General features: G+C 44.1%; 19 protein-coding genes. 9 read left to right on the top strand and 10 right to left on the bottom strand.

Translation table 11 applies throughout. From position 1 onward, the window contains the following. Nucleotides 1-4: 4 nt before the first annotated feature. From J4N39_RS18530 to J4N39_RS18505, 6 genes are all read right to left on the bottom strand, one after another. Nucleotides 5-295: a putative quinol monooxygenase gene (locus J4N39_RS18530; protein ID WP_252026683.1), complete on the bottom strand. Its 291-nt coding sequence runs from the start codon at nucleotides 293-295 to the stop codon at nucleotides 5-7. A gap of 307 nt (nucleotides 296-602) precedes the next feature. Further along, nucleotides 603-1,646, bottom strand: a complete 1,044-nt coding sequence (locus J4N39_RS18525) for a GMP reductase (RefSeq protein WP_252026682.1) — start codon at nucleotides 1,644-1,646, stop codon at nucleotides 603-605. A 569-nt stretch (nucleotides 1,647-2,215) separates the two neighbouring features. Next, on the bottom strand, nucleotides 2,216-2,656 hold the full coding sequence (locus tag J4N39_RS18520; protein ID WP_252026681.1) for a PAS domain-containing protein: 441 nt from the start codon (nucleotides 2,654-2,656) through the stop codon (nucleotides 2,216-2,218). Then, the gene (locus J4N39_RS18515; RefSeq protein WP_252026680.1) at nucleotides 2,656-3,663 is read right to left on the bottom strand and encodes a response regulator; all 1,008 of its coding nucleotides are present in this window, start codon (nucleotides 3,661-3,663) and stop codon (nucleotides 2,656-2,658) included. Before J4N39_RS18515 ends, J4N39_RS18520 begins: the two co-directional genes overlap by 1 nt. 222 nt (nucleotides 3,664-3,885) lie before the next feature. Continuing rightward, entirely contained in the window at nucleotides 3,886-4,119 is a 234-nt protein-coding gene (locus tag J4N39_RS18510; protein ID WP_252026679.1) for a hypothetical protein, read from the bottom strand. Between the two features lie 166 nt (nucleotides 4,120-4,285). Continuing rightward, complete coding sequence (locus tag J4N39_RS18505; protein ID WP_252026678.1) at nucleotides 4,286-4,636, bottom strand: NADH:ubiquinone oxidoreductase; 351 nt, start codon at nucleotides 4,634-4,636, stop codon at nucleotides 4,286-4,288. Nucleotides 4,637-5,246: 610 nt separating this feature from the next. On the opposite strand from J4N39_RS18505, the gene J4N39_RS18500 reads away from it, so the two are divergent. The 3 genes from J4N39_RS18500 to J4N39_RS18490 all read left to right on the top strand — a co-directional run bounded on the left by J4N39_RS18500 (nucleotide 5,247) and on the right by J4N39_RS18490 (nucleotide 8,526). Continuing rightward, nucleotides 5,247-6,488: an L-lactate MFS transporter gene (locus J4N39_RS18500; protein WP_252026951.1), complete on the top strand. Its 1,242-nt coding sequence runs from the start codon at nucleotides 5,247-5,249 to the stop codon at nucleotides 6,486-6,488. 72 nt (nucleotides 6,489-6,560) lie between these two features. Next, entirely contained in the window at nucleotides 6,561-8,159 is a 1,599-nt protein-coding gene (locus J4N39_RS18495) for a VRR-NUC domain-containing protein (protein WP_252026677.1), read from the top strand. A gap of 184 nt (nucleotides 8,160-8,343) precedes the next feature. Next, entirely contained in the window at nucleotides 8,344-8,526 is a 183-nt protein-coding gene (locus tag J4N39_RS18490) for a hypothetical protein (RefSeq protein ID WP_252026676.1), read from the top strand. A gap of 37 nt (nucleotides 8,527-8,563) precedes the next feature. Here J4N39_RS18490 and torS read toward each other — a convergent pair whose 3' ends face one another. After that, on the bottom strand, nucleotides 8,564-11,449 hold the full coding sequence (gene torS, locus J4N39_RS18485) for a TMAO reductase system sensor histidine kinase/response regulator TorS (protein ID WP_252026675.1): 2,886 nt from the start codon (nucleotides 11,447-11,449) through the stop codon (nucleotides 8,564-8,566). 110 nt (nucleotides 11,450-11,559) lie between these two features. On the opposite strand from torS, the gene torT reads away from it, so the two are divergent. Together torT and J4N39_RS18475 are read left to right on the top strand one after the other, a co-directional pair. After that, on the top strand, nucleotides 11,560-12,579 hold the full coding sequence (gene torT / locus J4N39_RS18480) for a TMAO reductase system periplasmic protein TorT (RefSeq protein WP_252026671.1): 1,020 nt from the start codon (nucleotides 11,560-11,562) through the stop codon (nucleotides 12,577-12,579). Nucleotides 12,580-12,678: 99 nt separating this feature from the next. Then, on the top strand, nucleotides 12,679-13,134 hold the full coding sequence (locus J4N39_RS18475) for a methylglyoxal synthase (protein ID WP_252026669.1): 456 nt from the start codon (nucleotides 12,679-12,681) through the stop codon (nucleotides 13,132-13,134). 92 nt (nucleotides 13,135-13,226) lie between these two features. Here J4N39_RS18475 and J4N39_RS18470 read toward each other — a convergent pair whose 3' ends face one another. Further along, nucleotides 13,227-13,823, bottom strand: a complete 597-nt coding sequence (locus J4N39_RS18470; RefSeq protein ID WP_252026667.1) for a DJ-1/PfpI family protein — start codon at nucleotides 13,821-13,823, stop codon at nucleotides 13,227-13,229. A gap of 16 nt (nucleotides 13,824-13,839) precedes the next feature. After that, complete coding sequence (gene helD / locus J4N39_RS18465) at nucleotides 13,840-15,906, bottom strand: DNA helicase IV (RefSeq protein ID WP_252026948.1); 2,067 nt, start codon at nucleotides 15,904-15,906, stop codon at nucleotides 13,840-13,842. 183 nt (nucleotides 15,907-16,089) lie between these two features. Here helD and yccS point away from each other — a divergent pair, with 183 nt between their 5' ends. The 4 genes from yccS (at nucleotide 16,090) to J4N39_RS18445 (ending at nucleotide 21,184) form a co-directional block, all read left to right on the top strand. Next, on the top strand, nucleotides 16,090-18,255 hold the full coding sequence (gene yccS / locus J4N39_RS18460; RefSeq protein WP_252026665.1) for a YccS family putative transporter: 2,166 nt from the start codon (nucleotides 16,090-16,092) through the stop codon (nucleotides 18,253-18,255). A gap of 110 nt (nucleotides 18,256-18,365) precedes the next feature. After that, nucleotides 18,366-18,584, top strand: a complete 219-nt coding sequence (locus tag J4N39_RS18455; protein WP_252026955.1) for a hypothetical protein — start codon at nucleotides 18,366-18,368, stop codon at nucleotides 18,582-18,584. Between the two features lie 151 nt (nucleotides 18,585-18,735). Continuing rightward, a complete protein-coding gene (locus J4N39_RS18450) occupies nucleotides 18,736-19,233 on the top strand; it encodes a hypothetical protein (protein ID WP_252026663.1) in 498 nt (165 codons plus the stop codon). Nucleotides 19,234-19,411: 178 nt separating this feature from the next. Continuing rightward, the gene (locus J4N39_RS18445; protein ID WP_252026661.1) at nucleotides 19,412-21,184 is read left to right on the top strand and encodes a hypothetical protein; all 1,773 of its coding nucleotides are present in this window, start codon (nucleotides 19,412-19,414) and stop codon (nucleotides 21,182-21,184) included. Between the two features lie 67 nt (nucleotides 21,185-21,251). On the opposite strand, the gene J4N39_RS18440 is transcribed toward J4N39_RS18445, so the two are convergent. Further along, nucleotides 21,252-21,815, bottom strand: coding sequence for an NnrU family protein (locus tag J4N39_RS18440; protein WP_252026659.1), 564 nt, complete (start codon nucleotides 21,813-21,815; stop codon nucleotides 21,252-21,254). Between the last annotated feature and the right edge of the window lie 46 nt (nucleotides 21,816-21,861).

The following is a 21,861-nucleotide window of genomic DNA, read 5'->3' as shown; positions in this document are numbered from 1 at the left end:
TCAATTAAGCGATTTGAGTCATTTCATTGAGTGTAAAGGTTTCAACTGCACCATCAGTGGCTGCCATATACTCTTGTAGGTGCTGGTTACCCATATGAGTTTGCCACAATTCACGTGACTCCCAGTTTTCAAAGAACAAGAAGTGCGCTGGATTTTCATTGTCCTGATGCAAGTCGTAATTAATGCAGCCTTCTTCAGCTCGAGTGATATCAATAAGTTTCAGCAGCTCTGCTTTTACCAGTTCAATTTTGTCTTCTTTAGCAATGATGTTTGCAACGATAGTCAGTTTAGCCATGGTCCATTCCTCTGTGATAAGTTTGATTACCTTTAACAACGGAGTCCATAGTAGCTCGGCCTAACCTCGCCTTAAACAGGCTAACATTGGAATCATTATCAAACTAAATTTGATAATGATTATAGGACAAAAGTTATCAACACCAACTAAACTGACAGCGTTTAGACCTAGCTTGACGCAAAAAACCCGCACATCACAAAAATGAAGTACGGGTTGATATTTTGTTAGCTTAGCGACTTAAGCATAATGGAATCGCAATTCCACTTACTGCTCAGGTCTAACTTGACCAAATTAGGTTGATTTCAAATCACTCTTTACCAAATACGTTGTTTTCTTGCTCTTGAACGCGGATAAAGGTGGTGCGTTTGGTTAGTTCTTTGAGTTTTGCCGCCCCTACGTAAGTACACGTAGAACGTACACCACCGAGAATGTCGGCAATGGTGTTTTCAACTTTACCACGGTATGGCAAGAGTACAGTTTTACCTTCAGCTGCTCGGTATTTAGCGACACCACCTGAGTGTTTATCCATCGCAGATTGGCTCGACATGCCGTAGAACTTCATGAACGTGTTGCCATCTTTTTCAATCAGTTCACCGCCTGATTCTTCATGACCTGCAAGCATACCGCCAAGCATAACGAAGTCTGCACCGCCACCGAATGCTTTGGCTACATCACCTGCACATGAACAACCACCGTCGCCGACAATAGTGCCGCCAAGGCCGTGTGCTGCATCTGCACACTCAATGATGGCAGAAAGCTGCGGGTAACCTACGCCGGTCTTAACACGAGTTGTACACACAGAGCCTGGGCCAATACCAACTTTTACAATGTCTGCGCCGGCAAGGATAAGCTCTTCTACCATGTCGCCAGTAACCACATTTCCTGCAGAGATAACTTTGTCAGGGAACGCCTCACGTACTCGCACTACGTATTCTACCAAGTGCTCAGAATAACCGTTGGCAATATCGATACAGATGAAAATTAGTTCATCGCTTAGTGCCATCACTTCTTTGGTTTTTTCGAAGTCAGCATCTGACGTACCTGTTGAAACCATCACATTGTTTAGAACGCTAGCATCGTTGTTTGCAACGAACTCAGCCCAATCAGCCACGGTGTAGTGTTTATGTACAGCGGTCATTACATTTTCTTTGGCTAGGGATTGCGCCATTGCGAAGCTACCCACTGAGTCCATGTTCGCTGCGATAACAGGTACACCAGACCATTGACGACCGCTGTGCTTAAATGTAAACTCTCGGGTTAAATTTACTTGAGAGCGGCTTTTTAGAGTAGAACGTTTCGGGCGAAACAGTACATCTTTAAAACCAAGTTTAAGTTCTTGTTCGATACGCATGGGATATTGCTTCCTTAAATTCTGTAGTGAATGCCCGTGTGTTAGAGAAGTCGGTTGGCAGACTGAGCTTCTCAATCAGAAGTAAGTTTGGCAGAACCTATTTCTGTTTTGCGGACACAAAAAAACCGGGGCGCTGGCAGGCGCTCCGGTTTTCAGCATTATAGGCTGGGATTAATTAACTGCAAGACTGATATTTTAAATTTTTTTGTGATACCTTTGGAAAGAATTCATACCCACTTTCTGCCTGTCTACTTCGCCCCCCTTCCAACATAACAATAGTACAGATAAAAACCACATAAATTCAAGAACTTACGTCAAACCAACTACTCTCAAGAATTTCGTATCATCTGTTAAGGACGATTCATCAATAGTTCACTTCACCGCCAATGAACTCGATTTATTTTCGATTAATGGCATGTTTTTGAGGTTTTTTGCAAGATCTATCAGAAAAATCCACATATCAAATCGAACATTTTTCCTTACTTAGATCACAAAACTCTTAGCTATCGCCCCCAAATAACAAAAAAGCCAAAGCAAATGCTTTGGCTTTGGTAACCGTGTAAAGCGATTTAGCCCGCTTCGTTCGCTAACATCGCTTCTGGTGTGGCATCTTGAATCGACAAAAACAACGATTTTACCTCACCTGTTGGTGCACGCATCGGGTTAAGAGTGACGTTCTGATACATAAATTCTGCTTGTTGTGTAATAGGACGGACATTACGACAACGAAATAGATAAGGTCTTTGGCGCCAAGTAATGAAACTACGGCAACCAAGATCGTATACTGGCTTGGCTTTTACCATGAACCACTCTTGTGGGATCTCAGGGAAAATCTCAAACAATGACTTGCCAATCGCTTCATGGGCCTGTTTACCACTATGGTGGGTCATGAAGCCATTCCAAACTTGCACATTATAATCTTTATCCAGCACCACCAGCCCTAGTTCAACGTTTTGAACCATATCGACCATCCAGTGAAACTGCTCAAATTCTGCGGGTAAGCTAAGCATTAGTGTTCATCCTCCATTAGGTAGGCCAATTTGTTATCAAGCAGCGGCAAAGACTCATCGACAAACATGAAAAGTAGATCACAGCGAATGCTGGTGCCATCGATGTGGTAACTAACTTCAAAAGTCATGGTCTTACTGAACGACCCTGTTGTGGTTTGAATGACAGATTCAATAGGAATATGTTGGCCAAGCAACACTGGCGAGCTTTGGAAAAAACGTACTTCCGCTTGAGCACCTAATCCATTAAGGAAGGAACCTACCAGAATATTGGATACGTCCATAAGTAGCTCTAGCTCTTCATGCTCTGCATCATTCTGATCAATCTTCATAAATTTGTGTAGGTCAGCAACCGATGAATCACTTAGCATCACTAAAGCTTCACCTGCTATGCCTTCCCCACTAAAGCCCTGACATACTCCGGAGACTTGATCATTGTTAGCAAGATCTCTCAGTGCCATATGCAGCTCACTCACCTCAAAGATATTGACGTTCGGTAAAGGCAGATGAACAAACACATCAAAGTGGCGGGCTAAAGCATCGGCGGCACGACCAATAGCGACGTTTGCCACTTCCATATAGATATCGCGACGTTTAAGGATCGGTAGTTCGACTGGGGAGCTCGGAACAAATTGTGCAGTAGAAGGCGGTGGTACGAGCTCTTTTAGGACCGATTTAAGTACATCCTTATCGATTGGCTTTTTAATAAAAGCTTTGGCGCCAAGACCAAGCACTTTTTCTTGTGCTTTAGGCTGAATATCACCAGAAACAACAACAACATTAATATCAATATTGCGTTTCTGAATTTCAGCCAATGTGCCATAGCCGTCAAGCTCAGGCATGGTCAAGTCAAGGAACATCAGGTCAAACGGGTTACTTTCTAGTTGCTCAAGCGCATCTAATCCATGAACTGCGAAAGTTATGTTTGCGCCAAGAGTCGGCGGGAGTGATCTAGCCATCTGCTTACGAGCTAAAGCGGAGTCATCACAAATCAATACAGATAGAGACATTTATTCACCATGGAGCTAGAGAAGACAATACGTTGGGGTGCGCATAGTATCATTAGCACGCTCAAATTGCGCCGCTAATCTCTTTAAACTATAGAAGATTTTTCATTTTAAGAAGGGATAGATTGAAGGTTTAACTCAGTTAGTTCCGAAAAGAACACCTAAAGCTAAGCCATAAACGAAAACTGCGAGCTTAATGCTCGCAGTTGATAAATCATTTGGCTGTTATGGCCAGAAGGTAAGCGTCAAAATTCTCAACACCACGGCAAAGAAAATCAAAGCAATGCCTAACCTATACCATTTGTACTCGGATACATCGAGCGGGATGCGTTTATAGAACATAGTGACAACACCAGTCCAATCGCTGCTTCTTTGTCCATAAAGCTTCACCGCCCAAATCACGCTCAGTATTCCGGTAAGTAATACCAATTTCTCGATCCAAAACACTAACTCTGGCATGCCTATCTCCCTGAAAAGACCTCTCTTTACTCACTTTGCCAGTTTAACAATTCATGTTAACCGAATCTCTTATACATTGGTCTAGTATCACCGGGATAAAAAATAGGTTTAATAACAAATAATAAGGCCTTCCAAATGGAAGGCCTTATTTTGAATTCTGTTTGTCTTATGCCGCAGCTTTAGGCGCCTTAATGATCGAGTCTTTGTAGGTGAACCACAAGTAGGTTACGACCAAAGAGAAGAACAGGTAAGACAAGGCAAAAATAATAGGAGAGCTGATCAACTCTGCCTGCATGCCCAGCACCACCCCAGTGACAGTGACTGCAATCTTAGCGAACAAGCCACAGATAAGCAGGAATAGGGCCAGCTCAGGAAAACGAGTGCTTCTAAATGCAAACCAGTAACAACTGCCCACAGCGAGTGCAGCAATAGAAAGGCCCAACATGAACGAATGGATGTGGTCTGCCGAAGCAACGCCTGCAGATAAAGACGCAATTAAGATTAATAATAATTTCATAGCAGCACCTCAGGTCAGTAACGAGTAACCATGCATCCTTTCATATATGGAATCTTATGTTTCGCTGTCATTATCGTCATTTAACCGTAAGTTTCAAGTACAAAAATTAACCGATTTTTACCAATATTCAGCATAACGTTCTATTTTACACATTGTTAACATTTAAGTTTTTGCAGTTAACCCCTGATAGGCCTGTAACCTTTTAATACTCTTAGTGTTTGAATGTTACACACAATTAACATTTGAAAGGTTTATACACATTTTGTCAATTTGTGATCGGCAGGTACAACTCACTTAGCCAAGACTTTTATCGTCTTTGACGACCAGAATTCTTATGTGACAACAAAATTACAATTTTATTTCTCGAATATAAGTTGTTCGACAACCAACCATTTACCCATTTCAATTCCACTATTGATAGAAAACTCGCTTTACTCTCAGTTACAATTTGTTACAATCCCGCCGAATTTTGAGATTTATATCACATACGTATCAGATATAATCCGCGCGTTGATTCTCAAATTTGTTGAGAAACAACCATTTTATTTGAACCCTTTAACCTCCCCTACTCCGCTCACAAGAGCGAAATGGGTCAACACTGAGAAAAATGATGAGCAAACTTGATAAAGCGATGCGAATCCTAATTGCAGGTATTTGTATTAACCTTTGTTTAGGTATTCTTTATGCCTGGAGTGTATTTAGCAAAGCCCTAGTAAATGACGCTACTTGGAGCCTTACTCCTGCTGAAGCATCTCAACCATACGCTACAGCAACAATCGTATTCTCAATTGCTCTTCTAGTTGCTGGCGTTCTTCAAGATCGCATGGGCCCTCGTAAGATCCTTATCCTAGGTGCTACATTGACTGGCCTTGGTATGGTAGCGTCGAGCTTCGCGACTTCTATCACTATGCTAACCATCACTTTCGGTGGCATCACTGGTGCTGGTATCGGTTTTGGTTACGCATGTCTTGCTCCTTCTGCAATGAAATGGTTCCACCCTTCAAAGAAAGGCATGGTTAACGGCCTAATCGCTGCAGGTTTCGGTATGGCAGCAGTTTTCCTTGCGCCAATCGCATCTACTTTGATTGCTTCTTTCGGTATTAACCAAGCATTTCTATTCTTAGGTGCAGGTGTCCTAGTAATCGCAGTGCCACTAGCAATGACGATCAACAACCCGCCAGCAGACTACACGCCAAAAGCGCCACAAGTTAAAGAAGGGGCAGCACCTAAAGCAGCAGCGCCTGTTAAGAACCTTGAATGGCGTGCAATGCTTAAAACGCCTCAGTTTTACTCAATGTGGATCATGTACGCATTTGCAGCATCTGCAGGTCTGATGATCATCGGTAACATTACTACTATCGCTGACAAGCAACTTGGCCTAACTGAAGCTGTTTACCTAGCGGCACTTCTTGCTGTGTTTAACTCAGGCGGCCGTGTTGCTGCTGGTATCCTTTCAGACAAAATCGGTGGTGTACGTACTTTGCTAATCGCTTTCGTAATGCAAGGTGTGAACATGGCGATGTTCGGTGCTATCGAAACAGAATTTGCACTAATCATCGGTACAGCAGTAGCTGCGGTAGGTTACGGTACGCTTCTAGCGGTATTCCCGTCTCTAACTGCTGAATACTACGGCCTGAAGAACTACGGTACTAACTACGGTGTGCTTTACACTTCTTGGGGCATCGGTGGTGCGATTGGTGCAGCGGTTGTTGGTTACTCAATGGCTAACGGCGGTGACTACTCAATGGCTTACTACATTTCAGCTGCGATGATGGCAGTATGTGTGGTACTTGCTCTAGTGACTAAGCCAATCAGCCAAGAAAAAGCAGCTCAGCTTGAAGCAACTGCTTAATCCGTAGCGCAATTTGTTGAAAAAGAGCTTATCCTCTGGGTAAGCTCTTTTTTATATCTAAACCTCAGCACCATGTCAGAACTCATTCAACTCGCCGAAGATTACTACCTAGATAACTTTAAACGCTTGGTAGCTAATGCAGAAAAACAATATCTTGACCTACTCTACCCGAATGAAATTGAATGGATTAATAGCTTCCACAAACTCTCCGAGGATGCTCAAAAACTACTGGTTCGGTTGTTATCACGTAAAGGGCACCTGTTTCGCAGTGATAAGTTAAATTACGCAGAGATATCTGACATACACACTGCTAGCGTTGAACTTCAAGTTAACCATTTCATCTCAATTAATGAAAAACTCGATACACGGCATTTTTGTGAAACGCTACTGACCAAACCTGAGATGAAGTCCATCTGGCCGCAATTAGACAGTAAGCTAGGCAAAGAGAAATGGCTTAATCAAATAGATGATCAACCATTGCCCGATAAAGCTTTCAATTTTGATTGGTATAAGCTGCTCAATGATGAATTTGCTTCTGTACTCACCTGCTTGTTCTTCACTAATACTTATCAAGATTTGTCCCAATTCGTGCTTTCAGATCTTGGCGTCTATCGCTTTGAAGACTATCTACTTTCAGCCGATACTCGCTATTTTGATCATCGAAGTGATTTAGATACCTGTTTGAAGCTGGCAAAACTATCTGAGCAGCACTATCAAGCCCAGAAACCTGAGGTAGAAACGCTCTCCCAATTAGCTCAAGCACTTCCTGACAAAGCCAGTAACCCACGTGTAGAACGCCAGAGGCAAAAGTTCATCAATGCGATTGCGAGAGATTTTGAACGACATCAGCAACACTCGGCCGCGATCGAACTATTTCAACAGTCTCAACTCCCCCCAAGTCGTGAAAGGCAGGTCAGAATTTTAGTTGCGCTCGGTGAACTCGATAAAGCTGAAACATTGATGAACCAGATGATGCAATCACCTTATCACCTCGAAGAGATGGAGGTTGCTCATCGCCTCAAGGACCAAATTAGAAGAAAACAGGGCAACAAAATACCGAGAAAGCCCAAGCCAGTCTTTTCAGATCTGCACCTCAAGCTCGACCTCTCTCAAACTAGAGTAGAAGAAGCAGTACGAGCTCATTTTGGTGATAGTTGCTACTACCAAGAAAATGCTTTTCTTAATGGGCTGTTGGGCCTTGTGCTTTGGCCTGCGATTTTCGCACCGGTTGAAGGTGCATTTAACCACCCTTTCCAACATCACCCACTTGATCTTTACCATCAAGAATTTGTCCTTAGGCGAGAAAAACTAATAGAACAGTGCTTTAGTGATTTTAGCACGCAGGGTTGGACGTTACTAAAGGAGCGTTACCAAACCAAAGCCGGATTGGCAAATCCTTTAGTATATTGGGGGGTATTTACACCAGAAGTGTTGGAACAAGCGGCTAATGCACTGACACCAAAGCAGTTAATACCATTATTTAAAGTCATGCTCTCGGACTTGCGATTGTTCAAAACCGGCCAGCCCGATCTTGTTTATTTTGAGGATGGTCAGTTGGTTTTCTTCGAAGTAAAGGGGCCAGGTGACAAACTTCAAGAAAACCAAATCCGTTGGTTTCAGCAATTTATGAAGCACGGCATACGGGCAAATGTGTGTTATGTGAATCATTAAAACACTAAGATTGCCCAAATATGCGAGTCCTACATTGATGTATCTATCTGATCATTCACTACTAGTGAAATAAGTGCACTTTTTTTCATCCAAATCGACAAATATTCGTAAAACCTTTAACTATACTCGTGGGGAAGCTCACAAAAGATTGGAGAGACTAATCTTCTTACAGGAGGGTGACAGGATGAACATTCGTGATCGTATTGAAGATATCGAACAACAGATTTTTATTGCCAGTTCAGAAGGTGATATGGACGCTATGTATATGCTAGAAGCGCAGCTTGAACAGTTGAGAAATCAAGCAAACCTAGACCTCGAAGAGGAGGTCCACGCATTCGATAGCCGCCTGAACCGTGAAGAGCGCTAGTAACACTCACTAAGCCAGTTTGTTAGGGCTTAGTGAGTCACTCGATCTCACCTACAAATGCCTTCAATGCCTTTATCCCTTCGTCCACCGCCGACACGACGGTTTGGTGTTTGGCTATAAACGCTTCTTTTGGCTGAGGGGATTTTTCTATTTCAAGGCAAATCTTTTGCAAAGACACCAACCTCATGCTCGCCGCTGATCCCTTTAGCTTATGAGCAAGCTCTTTAACTCTTCGTTCATTATCTTCAGCTGCCGCCTGCTCTAGGTCGACCACACAGCTCAAAGCACTATGCTTAAAGAGCTCGACTAGCTCCGCAACTTTAGCTTCCCCTAGCATTTGTTGGTCAGAACACAACTTATTGACCTCCAGAACCTCATTGGTAACTAAAGGCGTTTGATCAATACCAATCTGACAAGCCTTAATGGTTGGGGTCAATTGCTCTGCAAGCACATTCGCCAACTGGTACTGTTCGATAGGTTTAGCTAAAAATCCGTTAAAGCCGGCAGCAAGGTAGCTGTTCACCTCTTCAGTAAAAACATGCGCAGACACTGCGACCATGGGTGTTTGGTTACCATTTGGTAGCTCTCTCAAACACTTAAGCAACTCTACACCATTAATATCGGGCAAATTGATGTCTAACAGCGCGATATCAAATAGCTGATTCTTAAACGCTTCTATAGCTTGCTTACCATCGACGACCGTACAAACATCATGGCCTAAGTTTGCCAAAAAACCCTCAGCAACTAAGCAGTTCACTGGGTTATCTTCCACCAAAAGTATTCGAGAAGCTGGGGTATCTTGGACTCGGTAGTCGGTCGTGACAATTTCTTCACCGACCACCAGTGGAAGCTCAAACCAAAACAAGCTGCCTTCATCAATATCAGAGCTAACGCCTATCACGCCGCCCATTGCCTCGCTTAAGCGCTTACAAATTGCTAACCCAAGACCCGTGCCACCAGCTGCCACATGATTGGAACTGGCCTGAGTGAATGCATCGAATAGATTACTTTGTTCATTTTCAGCGATGCCAACCCCTGTATCTCGAATTTCAAACCGAAGCGCTGGTAGCCCACCAATATCTTTGCTATTGCAGACATAAAGATCAACTTCGCCTTGCTGGGTAAACTTGATCGCATTACCAACTAAGTTATTTAGAATTTGCCCAACTCGTGTCCGGTCTCCAACTCTGACGGGTGATACATCAGTTTCCACCAACGAGTACAAAGCAATATTTTTTTCCTGTGCCTTAGAGCTATAGAGTTGGGTACACTCTTCCACCAGCTTATTGATATCAAAAGGCTCGTTGGCAATGTTTAAGTGCCCTGCTTCGATTTTTGAGTAATCTAGCACATCGTTAATAATCGATAGTAACTGACTGCCGCTGCTGTTGATGGTTTGCACGTAAAGCGCTTGCTGATCGTTGAGTCCACTCTCTTGGAGCAATTGCGCTGTTCCAAGAACACCATTCATCGGGGTTCGAATTTCATGGCTGATAGTGGCTAGAAATGCTGACTTAGCTCGATTCGCTTGCTCGGCTTGAATCCGAGCCTGAGCGTGATCCAATACTTCTTGATTGAGTTTCTGGTTGGTGCTTTGAAGCTGCTCGGTGCGTTTTTCGACTATTTCTTCGAGGTGCTGTTTGTGCTCTTGAAGCTCAATACTGGCTTCTCGCTCTTTCTGAGCGACAACCTGTAGCGCCTTAGCCGTATCACGAGCACTGATGATCGCCCGCCCCATTGAGGCCATTTCATCCTTGCCTGAAACCTCTAAGTCGACGTTCAAATCCCCTTTGGCCACTTTGCGCAGGGCCGTAGAATAATCGCTTAATCGGACAACTACCCTCACATAGACGATGCGCCAAACAATTAAAAATACCGTCGCCAGCCCCAGTACCGAGATGGAAACCAGAGACCAGTGAGCGATATTCAAAGTCTTAGAAACCTGTTCAACTGCTTGAGCCGTGCCTTGGTTAGACTCATCGATGAGTTGGCTAACAATCTGATTCAGATCTGCAAAGTTTTGGTGAGTACGCTCATTAATACTGGCTGTCAATTGACTGTTTTGATAACGCTGGGCGAGCCACTCAAAAATCACACTATTGGCTTCTATACGCTGCAATAGATCCCCCATCTGCTCTGCTCTAGATGGGTCTTCCACTGCACTGGCTCGACGAGTCATGATAATTAATGTTTGTCGAAATTGTTCTCGCAACGATTGAATACGTTCGTAATCAGTTACTGTTTTCGTTTCTTCTATCTGCGCCAACAAGCGGAATGAGAGTAAATGCAGCTCATGAAGGCGTTCGGCGAGGTCAAGGTCTACTTCAATTAGGCTATCGAGTCGGTCGTAGAGCTCGGACTTGTCACCCTTATCTACTAGTTCATATAAATGCGTAATATTGGCCACTGTCACTGTACTGGTATTCAACACTTGGGTTCGAGTCAAGCTTTCTAACTCGTTGGCGTTATCTTCCATCAGATTGGCTGTTGTCTCGATAGAAGCCGTTAATACCAATCGTTGATTTACCGACATGCCAAGTTCGGCGAAATTATCTATGATGTTCTGAACACTGTTTTCTAATTCAGACAACAGTTGAGAATCAAAAGAGTCTGAACCTAGTGTACGGATATGATTAAGAAGTTGATCGAGCTGACTAAACAGTAACGTACCCGATTGCTGGCTTTGCAGCTCACTGTCTGCGGTAGAAAAATGTTGGGAGGTATTAATGATTTTGGAACTTAAGTCCGATACCTGCCTCGCTTCTATCATCGATGGGATCGCTTGGTTTACTACTCGACTTTCAGTTTGTGCCACAAAAGAGAACCCCGCAACACCAATGATCGATGCCGTGATCATCAATAAGGTGATGGCGACAAACGAGTAAATCAACTTACTGCCGATGCTTTGGGTGGAGAACAGCATAGATTCCTTACCTTGTGGCTGTTTTTATTTGAGGGGACATTGTATATTTTGCATTGAATACCCTATTGATGCCAATATTCCCTGCATATACAGGTAATTGAGAGAGCAAAATGCGCAAGTCGTCGACCTTTAACCTCTTTTTTTCATTCTTGTTCTCGATTGCCGCCATTGGATTGAGCCAACCAGCGAATGCAAATACCAAGCTTTGTGCGATCTACCCTCACCTAAAAGACTCTTATTGGCTCTCGGTCAATTACGGTATGGTGTTACAAGCCAACAAACTTGGTGCACAGCTGCAAGTCTTCGAATCGGGCGGGTACCCAAATATTGAAAAGCAGCAGCAACAGCTCATCGCTTGCAAAAACTGGGGGGCCGATGCAATCATCCTTGGCACCGTGTCGCCAACAGCTCACCAAAACAACCTTTCCGACATCGTGGGCAACACACCCGTGTTTGCCACGGTCAATCAACTTGATATCAGTGATGCCAATCGCGACACTATTAAAGGAAAAGTAGGTGTCGATTGGTACTGGATGGGCTACCAAGCAGGCAAATACCTTGCGGATAAGCATCCGAAAGGCAGCGGTATTGTGCACATTGCTTCACTGCCCGGCCCGCGTTACCGTGGTGGGACAAAACCCGTCACTGAAGGATTTAGGCAAGCAATCCAAGGTAGTGATATCCGTATTGTTGCCGAGCTATGGGCGGACAATGATAAGGAGTTACAGCGTAACCTGGTTCAAAAAGTGTTAGAAGAGAAAGCTTCCGTTCGATACATCGTGGGTAGTGCTGTTGCAATAGAGGCCGCAATCAGTGAACTTCGAAGCGCCAAGCTTAACGATAATATTGAATTGGTTTCTATCTACTTAAGTCATGGTGTCTACCGAGGATTAGTTCGCAATCGGGTGTTGTTCGCTCCGACCGATCAAATGGTGCTTCAAGGTGAGCTATCCATTATCCAAGCGTTTAATTACCTCAATGATAAAGCAAGTTACCAAGATAGTTATTCTCCAGAAATCATCGGACTAACGCCTCAAGATTTGCCCCAGGAGATCCTAAATAATTCATTGTCGCCTTCACAGTATCGACCAATTTATCAAGTACAACTCACTGAAATTAAAACAAAGTGATACTTGGTTAACGAATTTCATCTATTTTCGTACGAACTTCTCCAAAGCTAGGCAAGATAGGGAGATACCGCTCGAAAGCTTTAAAACAAGGAACATTTGATGCAAAAAACAACCAGAGCACTACCCGCCAACAAACACATTGCACTGGTAGCGCATGACAACTGTAAGCCAGAGTTACTGCGTTGGGTTAAAGAAAACAAAGAAAAGCTTCAAGGCCACTTCCTGTACGCAACTGGAACAACAGGTCATATGTTGAGCCAAGAAACCGGTTTAGCGATCCGCAGCATGATCAGCGGCCCAATGGGGGGCGACCAACAACTCGGTGCGATGATTTCAGAAGGAAAGATAGATATGTTGATCTTCTTCTGGGACCCACTCAACGCCGTACCGCATGACCCAGATGTTAAGGCCCTGCTGCGTATTGCCAGTGTTTGGAACATTCCAGTGGCCACAAACCGAGCAACAGCGAATTTCTTATTCCATTCAGAGCTTATTAACGAACAGGTAGAAATCGAGATTCCAGATTACGAAGCCTATTTAAACGCTCGCAAATAACCGCTCAGATAAAGAAAAACTCCCAGCAAGCTGGGAGTTTTTTTACTTTTTATTATTTTAGCCAACAGTTTACGTGCTAGTGAACGTAAATCCTAATACGCAACAACATGTTCATCTCGCCATGTGACATCTATGATCTGTGCGGTCACCTTAGCTAAACCGTTTTGAGTCAGACGACTGACCAGCTGCAAACTCATATCAATACCCGCCGACCCTGCTGAAGTCATCACTTCGCCGTCTTCAACCCAACGTACGTTTTTGACCACCGACAGTTTTGGGAACATCACAGCCAATTGTTCTTGTTGCTGCCAGTGTGTTGTCACCCTTCTTCCTTCTAAAAGCCCTGCAGCAGCCAACAAAAATGCGCCGTTACTTACCGAAGCGAGAATACTCACTTCCTTTGCCTGAGCCTGTAGCCACTCTATCACCTCAGGTTTACGAAGTTCTTGAGAGTAAACACCACCGGGAATAATCAACACATCTAACGGTGGATGATTATAAAAAGATCGGTGGGGCAACACTTGAAAGCCGTGCCTCCCAGACACTGGATCGCCATTTTGGCTGATCAAGTACGGTGTAAATTGTGTTTCGTAAGCACTTGCGTGCTTGTTTGCAGTAGCGAAAACTTCATACGGCCCCGAGAAGTCTATTGGTTCTGCGTTGTCGTAAACAAAAATTCCGATGTTCATGTATTATCTAGCCTTATTATTTTTTTATGACTGGATAATCTCCTGTGCGTAATTCATCCACAAAGCCTGATGGATGAGCCCCATAAACGACAAACGCTTTTTCTTTGGCGCGAGTCAGGGCAACATAGAACAACCTTCGTTCTTCGGCATGGGGGAACAAGTCATCACCACTTAGCATTGCATCTTTGAGGTGTGCTTGCCTCTCGACCGCAGGAAATTGTCCTTCGTCTACATTAAGTATAAATACCACGTCGGCCTCTCGGCCTTTACTGGCATGACACGTCATGAACTTCAGAGACAAATTGCTAAATTGGTGTTGCCACTCGTCCAACTGTGAGGGAATGTGGTAGTGGTTGCGTCCGAGCAATAGTACTTCTTTCCGTGTCGTCGCTTTTTCGTTCAGCTTAGCCAGCGACTCTTCTAGTATAGACAAGGGAATCAGACTCACACTTTTTTGTTTCAGTGTTTTGTGGCTATTGAGCTCCTTTTGCAACTGATTTGGGTTTTGCAGTACAAATTTGGAAGCCACTTCACCAATCATATTGTTAAAGCGGTACGTCGTATCTAACGAATGAATCGTTGCACCAGGAAATCGAGCTTCAAAGCCTGTGGTTAGATTTACCTCAGAGCCTGCAAAGCGGTATATCGCCTGCCAATCGTCTCCTACGGCAAAAAGTGAAGCCTGCTGCTGGGCAGATTTTCCATGACAAAGTGCATCTAGCAGCTCTAAACGGGCGGGAGAAATATCTTGATACTCATCGACCATAATAAACTGCCACTGCGGTTTAAATTTCCCATTACGAGCATACTTTGCCGCTCGACTGATCATGGTATGGAAATCTATATGCCCACTCTCTTTCAACATGGTTTGCCATGCTTGATAACATGGCCACACCAATTGAAGCTCACTGTTTAGACGAGGATACTCCTCATTAGCGACGATAGATTCTTGCACCTGTTTTTTTGAAAGCTGGCTGGCATTAAGCTGCTCTAACTGGTCATTCAACCAAGCAATTAATTTCGGGTTTTCACTTTGACTGCCTAACTCTTCATCACCCTTTAAATAAGCAATTGGCCATTTAGAAAGATGCTTTTGCCAACGTTTAAAGTTGTTGCCTGCGCTCCAATGCTGTTTTAGCCACTCGCTACACCAGGCTTGCTTCGCTTTATCATTGGTCGCAATCGGTGAAATTTCGACACCTTGCCCATCGACTTGGCGAATAATATCTAACCCAAGCGAGTGGAAAGTTTTTACACACACCTCGCTTGCAGCCGAACCAAGACGAGTATCAAGGCGCTGACGCATTTCCTCAGCCGCATCGCGTCCAAATGCAACCAACAAAATTTGTTCAGGCTGGGCTTTATGGCTTTGTAAAAGGTAAGCAACACGAGCGCTGAGCACACTGGTTTTTCCCGTACCCGCCCCAGCGAGTACTAAGTTATGGTCGTTGTTGAGCAAAACTGCTTGTTGTTGACTGACATTAAGCGGGCTGGATTCACACCGCTCAAACAGCAATTGCCAATATTCCCTCTCATTCTCAAGCCAGGTTTGATTGCGCTCTTGTTGACGTTCACGCCCATTATCTAGCCAATTTTCTACTTCACGCATCAGGCGAGGCATCATTTGGTTTGCCTCTTGCTGGCTCATTTCCAGCTCATTTAGACCTGACTCGACGCTTTGCTGCCAGCGCACTAACTCAGAGGTTGCCAGATATGCTGGCTGCTTTTGCATTCTCACTAACGATTCCTGCCACTGAGGCAGCAATGTATTTAGCTTTTCACATTGCGCATGGTGCCACTGTTTAAATAATGCTTGAGCTTGGTAGGCAAATTCCTTGCATTCTGGCCAAGGTAGACCTTGTACTTGCCAGATAAGCTCGCGACCTTCTTCAACATGAGAATGGAAACCTAATTGCCCCCACACTAAACCACGTGACAACGTCACCTTACCACTCCATGCAGAAAAAGGAATGATCTCGTCACTCCCCACACTCGATAGTGTCAGGGTGTTATTTTCTATGCGGATTTGGTTGTACTCGGTTTGAATAAAGAATTGAGCAGAATGAGAGGCACTAAGCTGCATGGATTTACCAGTGGATACAAGAGTTAACTGGCTCAAATCTTATTACACCCTGATGATAAGGACAATTTAAAGCATGATTTTCGTTTAAGAAACCGTCACTTGATACTTTTTTTGATTTGCTTTAGTGAGCAACGACCGATAGCCTTGCTATTATTCGCTTTTTCCAGCTTAACTCGAGTTACCGTGTCTGCTATCGCTAATCTACGCCAGTATTGGGCAAATAAAACCATCAACTATAGTGTTCGTATCGCTATTGCACTTATTGGCATCGTGGTTGGCTGCGAGTGGTTTAATGCCAACAGTGCCATTATTCCCCTCATCCTCGGTGTTATCGCCGCTGCGCTTGCAGAAACTGACGATAGTTTTTGGGGTCGGATCAAAGCATTAGTCTTGACATTTATTTGTTTCGCATTGGCGGCTTTCTCTACCGAATTTCTATTCGATGCGCCCATTTGGTTTGCTTTAGGCCTGTTTGTCTCCACGTTCACTTTTATCATGCTTGGAGCCATTGGTCCGAGATATGCGAGTATTGCTTTCGGGTCACTGCTCATAGCCATCTATACGATGCTCGGTGCGGACACGAGTCCAAACTTGTGGTTCCAGCCATTGATGCTGTTATTAGGCAGTGCCTGGTACTATCTAATATCCATGATTTGGCAAATCTTTTGGCCACTGCAACCTGTGCAGCAAAATTTGGCGACACTATTCAACCAGCTTGCAAACTATTTGGAAGTCAAAAGCGAGCTTTTCCACCCAGTCAATGACCTAGTACCACAGCCACACCGCATTCGTGAGGCAAACTTAAATGCCGCTACAGTTCAGTCACTTAATGCGACCAAAGCCACCTTGTTGTCACGTTCACGTCGTGGTCATGTTGATGGGCCTAGTGATCGCTTCCTAAATATCTACTTTATCGCTCAAGATATTCATGAACGAAGCAGCTCAACCCATTATCGTTATCAGGATCTTGCGTCTCAGTTCTATCACAGCGATGTGCTGTTTCGATTTAAGCACGTCATGCATACTCAAGCGCAGGCTTGTCGAGAGATCGCTCGATCACTGATGCTAGGAACACAATATCAACACAACAAAGAGAGTGGTTCTGCACTGAGCCACGCACAGGATTCTTTAAAGTTTTTGTCAGAACAACAGCGTGCCGATTGGAACCCGCTTCTAAACCAACTTCACTATTTGTTTCAAAACCTCGCAACCGTTGAGCAGCAACTTAGCAATGTTAGCAACCCTGACGTAAGACATAATGAACACGACGAAATCTTGGATGACACGACAGCTCATACTCCCCGTGCTATGTGGCAACGTATTAGGGCCAATTTCACCACAGAATCCATCCTATTTCGTCATGCCATTCGCATGTCTTTAGCTTTAACGGCTGGTTACGGGATCATTCAGGGCTTTAATATCGAGAATGGATACTGGATTTTGCTGACGACTTTGTTCGTTTGTCAGCCAAACTACAGTGCAACTCGACAAAAACTCACAGCAAGGGTGATTGGTACCATCGCAGGTTTGTTGGTCGGTGTTCCCCTGCTTACCTTCTTCCCAACATCTGAAAGCCAGTTGGTGTTTATCGTCATATCTGGCATTTTATTCTTTGCATTTCGGATTAATAACTACGGCTTTGCAACGGCATTTATTACTTTGTTGGTACTGTTTTGTTTCAATCAGCAAGGTGAGGGTTATGCGGTGGTATTGCCAAGATTAGCCGATACCTTAATTGGCTGCGCCTTAGCAGTACTTGCCGTCATTTACATTTTGCCGGACTGGCACTCAAGCAAGCTGCACAAGGTAATGGCTAACTCAGTGCTGGCCAACCAAAGTTACTTGGCGCAAATCATCGGCCAATACCGTATCGGTAAGCGCGATAGTCTCGCCTACCGAATAGCGCGACGCGACGCACATAACAAAGATGCCGATCTCAGTTCATCCATCAGTAATATGTTGGTGGAGCCGGGAAAATATCGCACTGCCGTCGATGAGAGTTTCCGATTCTTAACCTTGAACCATGCGCTGCTAAGCTACATTTCAGCCCTTGGTGCTCATCGAACTTTGATTGAAGATGATTCCAAGCATCAATTGATCATGCAAGCCCATCGATTGATCCACCAACACCTAGAAGCGCTCAATCACGAATTGAACCACAAATGTGAGCATTGCAAACTAAAAATCGAAGATGACGCTAATATTGAACAGCGTCTATCTGAATGGCGTGAGGAAGATGAAGGGTCCGTAAAACTCATTTTGCAACAACTTCACCTAATCTACCGTATGTTGCCAGAATTACATCAATTGGCTGCAATGTTTGCCCATCAAGTGCATAAAAAATCGTGATCTGCGTCTACTTATTGCATTGCTCAAATTTTTCCTGACAAAAAGTGAACAAAAGTTTATTTGTACAATCATATAGTGGAGAAGAACAAAACATACAGGCGAGGTAAGAGATGTACTTGACTGTTGAACGTTTAGAGCAATGCGCTAAAGGGGTAGCCACCATGCCAACGCAACAATTTGAACAGCTTAGATCAAAAGTTGCCGAGCTTTCACCACAGCAACTTAAGATGCTAAGGCAAGAGATCGAAGGCAAGCTCGATTCCAAAAGCTCACCTGTTGAGTTGACCGATGAAGAGTTACAAGCCATCGGAGCCCTTTTTAAAAACTGAATACAGTGAAACTCGTTAGTCGTCCAGATTAACGAGTTTTTCCCGTCCCTCTCCCACCAAAGTTTACTTCCATTCGTACAAAAATTACTCGATTTATTTGCACATCGACTGGACAAATATTAATCTTGTAGTAAGGACGCAGGAGAAAACTATGGCCATCCCTTCAATCACGTCAGGTCAGTCAATTTTGCAGAAATCGCAAACTATGGCTAACCAAGCAACTGAGGAGCTTAATCAAAAAGCACTTCAGGAACGTGCACGTGTTGAAGAAGCCCGACTCGAAAAAGAACGCCTTGAGTCCGCCCGCCTCGAAGAAACCCGCCTTGAATCTCAATTAGAGCGAGCAAGACAAGAAACTGCACGTATCGAAGAGAACCAATCCAAGCAAGAACAAGAGCTTCAGCAAGTTGAATCTCAGCAGCAATCCACCGAAGAAATTCAAAGACAGGGAGATTCTGTGGCATCGGCGCAAGAGCAGCGCGATATTAATGATCGTAAAGAGCTCGAAGACGCTAAACGTCGCGAAGCTGCGTCTCTTACTGAGTCTGCGGTAAAACTCAACCAAGCCAAACAATACAATAGTGTTGGCACTAGTGTTGTACAACGAAACAATGACATGATTGGAAGCATGCTCGATATTTCAATCTAACTACTACCTTTCAAAAATCATTCCCTACTTTTACCGTACTTTGCTTTTATGAAATGGCTCGAAATTTGTTGAGCTAAAAAGAGAAGTGCGTCGAAAACACCTTATGAAACAATTGAACTACTGCACGGTAAAAAGACAATCCAGTCAATTAGTTAGTTAATTAACAATTGGAGTATATATGCGTGTAGGGATTGTAGCGCTCAGCGTGGCGACTTTAGCAGGTTGTGGTGGAGGAGGAGGTAGCGACGGCGGCTCTTCTAGTAATGGGATCAGTGTTTATTCATCTCAAACTAACTTTTCTGTCACTAGTAACGTGATGACAGGAACCGATGTACGTATTCCGATTGATTCTCGCGGTAAGACCGATCGGACTGTGTATATTTCTACTGTTGCGGACTCGCAACACCCAGTTACCGCAGATATGATTTTCACCACTGAAACAGGTGGCTATATCAGCGTCTATTTCCCGCCGGGTTACCAAATGGCGGAAGGACAAAGCACGACTAAAGTCTATTTCGCCGCCTGTTACGATCAAGCTTGTAACGAGCATTTGTCCGGTTCCCCTATCGTTGCCGACGTAAACCTCAATGTGATACTTGAAGAGAGAATCGCCAAAAACAGTGCAGCAGCGAATTTGAGCTTCTCACATCCCCAAAATACCCATAACGTAGACGATAATATCAAAAATATCGGAGTCACCTATCAGGGTACTGACCCATCTCTTCTCACACTGAAACGGTCTACAGGGAAAGCCTACCTAAACCACGTTTATCTATCACAAAGCAGTGGCGATCAGTATCAGCTCAATTATGACCTGATGCTACCTGCCAACTTTGAAGTCGGTAACTACAATAGCAATGTCTCTATCGATGTCTGCTACGACGAATGGTGTAACTTTCCGATTAAAGGAAGCCCGATCTCGGTGCCTCTATCCTACCAAGTGACAACACCAACCGCAGAAACTGACAATGCAATAGCTCTCAATCAGACCAAGATTTACCAACATAATGTGTTAGATGTTGAGTACGTCAAAGGACTGGATGTATTGCTGATGACGTCGAGCACGCCGACCGACGCCCTGTATATCTATGATATTAGTGAAGACCAAACTCATAGTATCGCCTTACCGAATTACGCACAGGATCTTTCCGTCGATCAATTAGCTAAGTTGGGACGTGTCGCTATCAGCCATAACTCACAGGTTAGCGTGATCGACCTAAACCCAACTAACTATGCAGCTTCAACGCTAACCAGTTACCCAAGCTCACTTTACAGTGCTCAAGTAGCGGTTCGACGTGATGATCTTTTTGCTTTCAGTGACAGCTACGCTCAAGACCTAGTTGAGCGAACTAACCTTGCGACTTATGCTCAGGAGTTGAAAGACTCTCTTGATTATATGGGGTTGGCGGATGTTAAGTTCTCATCTTTAGGTGGCTCGTTGATCAGTATTCACAACAACAGTCCTGCGTCATTATCCGTGACAGATTTAGAGAATGGCAACTGGAAAGACTACCCACAAAGTGAGTATCTACCACATCTCAACAACAAAAAGACCTTTTGGCTAGACAACAAATACCTATACATCTCAAACGGTGAATATTACCCAGTTGATGCCATACCGTGGAGCTTAACTAATCAATTACCAATCCCATCATTTACCGACCAGAATGGTTTCGTTGTAAAGCCGGATCTTTTGTCACTCTATCAGTCAGGAGACAATGTACACATTGCACTAGGCTACCCAACCTATGAGATTAGAACGCTTACTCAAGACAGCCATATTCAATTAAATTCAATTCCTGACCCGGTAGTACGGGAAAATGGCAGTGATTGGAACGCAGGAGTGGAATACATCTTCGAAAGCCAAGCGGGACATCTGTTTGCCTTGATGGGCAGATACACTCAAACCAGTAATGAACCTGCCGGGTTTGCATTGGTGAGAATCAAATAGTTATACCACCGCCGATAGCTACGCTAAGGTTTGCCGGCATATCGTTTAGATATGCTGGCTTTTTTATTTAGATCAGTGGCATACCTGAAAGGTAGAAGTGAGCGTAGCGAGCAACCAAGTAATAAACACCAATACTGATTAGAATAACAATGATATCGGTATAGATAGGTCGCTCGGGTGGGCGATCCCAATGTGGCGTCCTTTTATTGATGAGGCGGATCTGTACAAACGACCAAACCGCAAAGCCGCCAAACAATACGATTGAACGTACCTCCCCATTGCTGAGTAGGTGAGCTAATGACCAAAGCAAAACTGATAGTAATTGAGGATGCCTCAAGACTCGTTTCAATCCACAAGGGATCACTGAAACCAGCATTAATACAACCGCACCTAACATCAAAGGGCCTGCTAACATTCTCAGTGTTGCGGGAGCAAAATAGACCACTTCAGGCAGCGTTGAACGCCAACCGAGGATGATCAAAGCAAGTGCCGCTAAAACTAATATCGAAAATAGTCCCTTATAACTTCCCTCGCCTTTACTATCTATCCATCGCTGCCTCTGTTCTGCGGCCAAACTAGGAATGAAGTGAACCAGGCTCCAAAGCAACAACCCAACAACTAACATCCACATAAGCACACCTCCTACTAATTAAATTTAGCAGGCGTGTATGACAATA

This window comes from Vibrio sp. SCSIO 43136, from assembly GCF_023716565.1.
Classification (GTDB): Bacteria; Pseudomonadota; Gammaproteobacteria; order Enterobacterales; family Vibrionaceae; genus Vibrio.
Note: the sequence above shows the minus strand (reverse complement) of the source record. Positions and strands in the feature narration are given on the sequence as shown.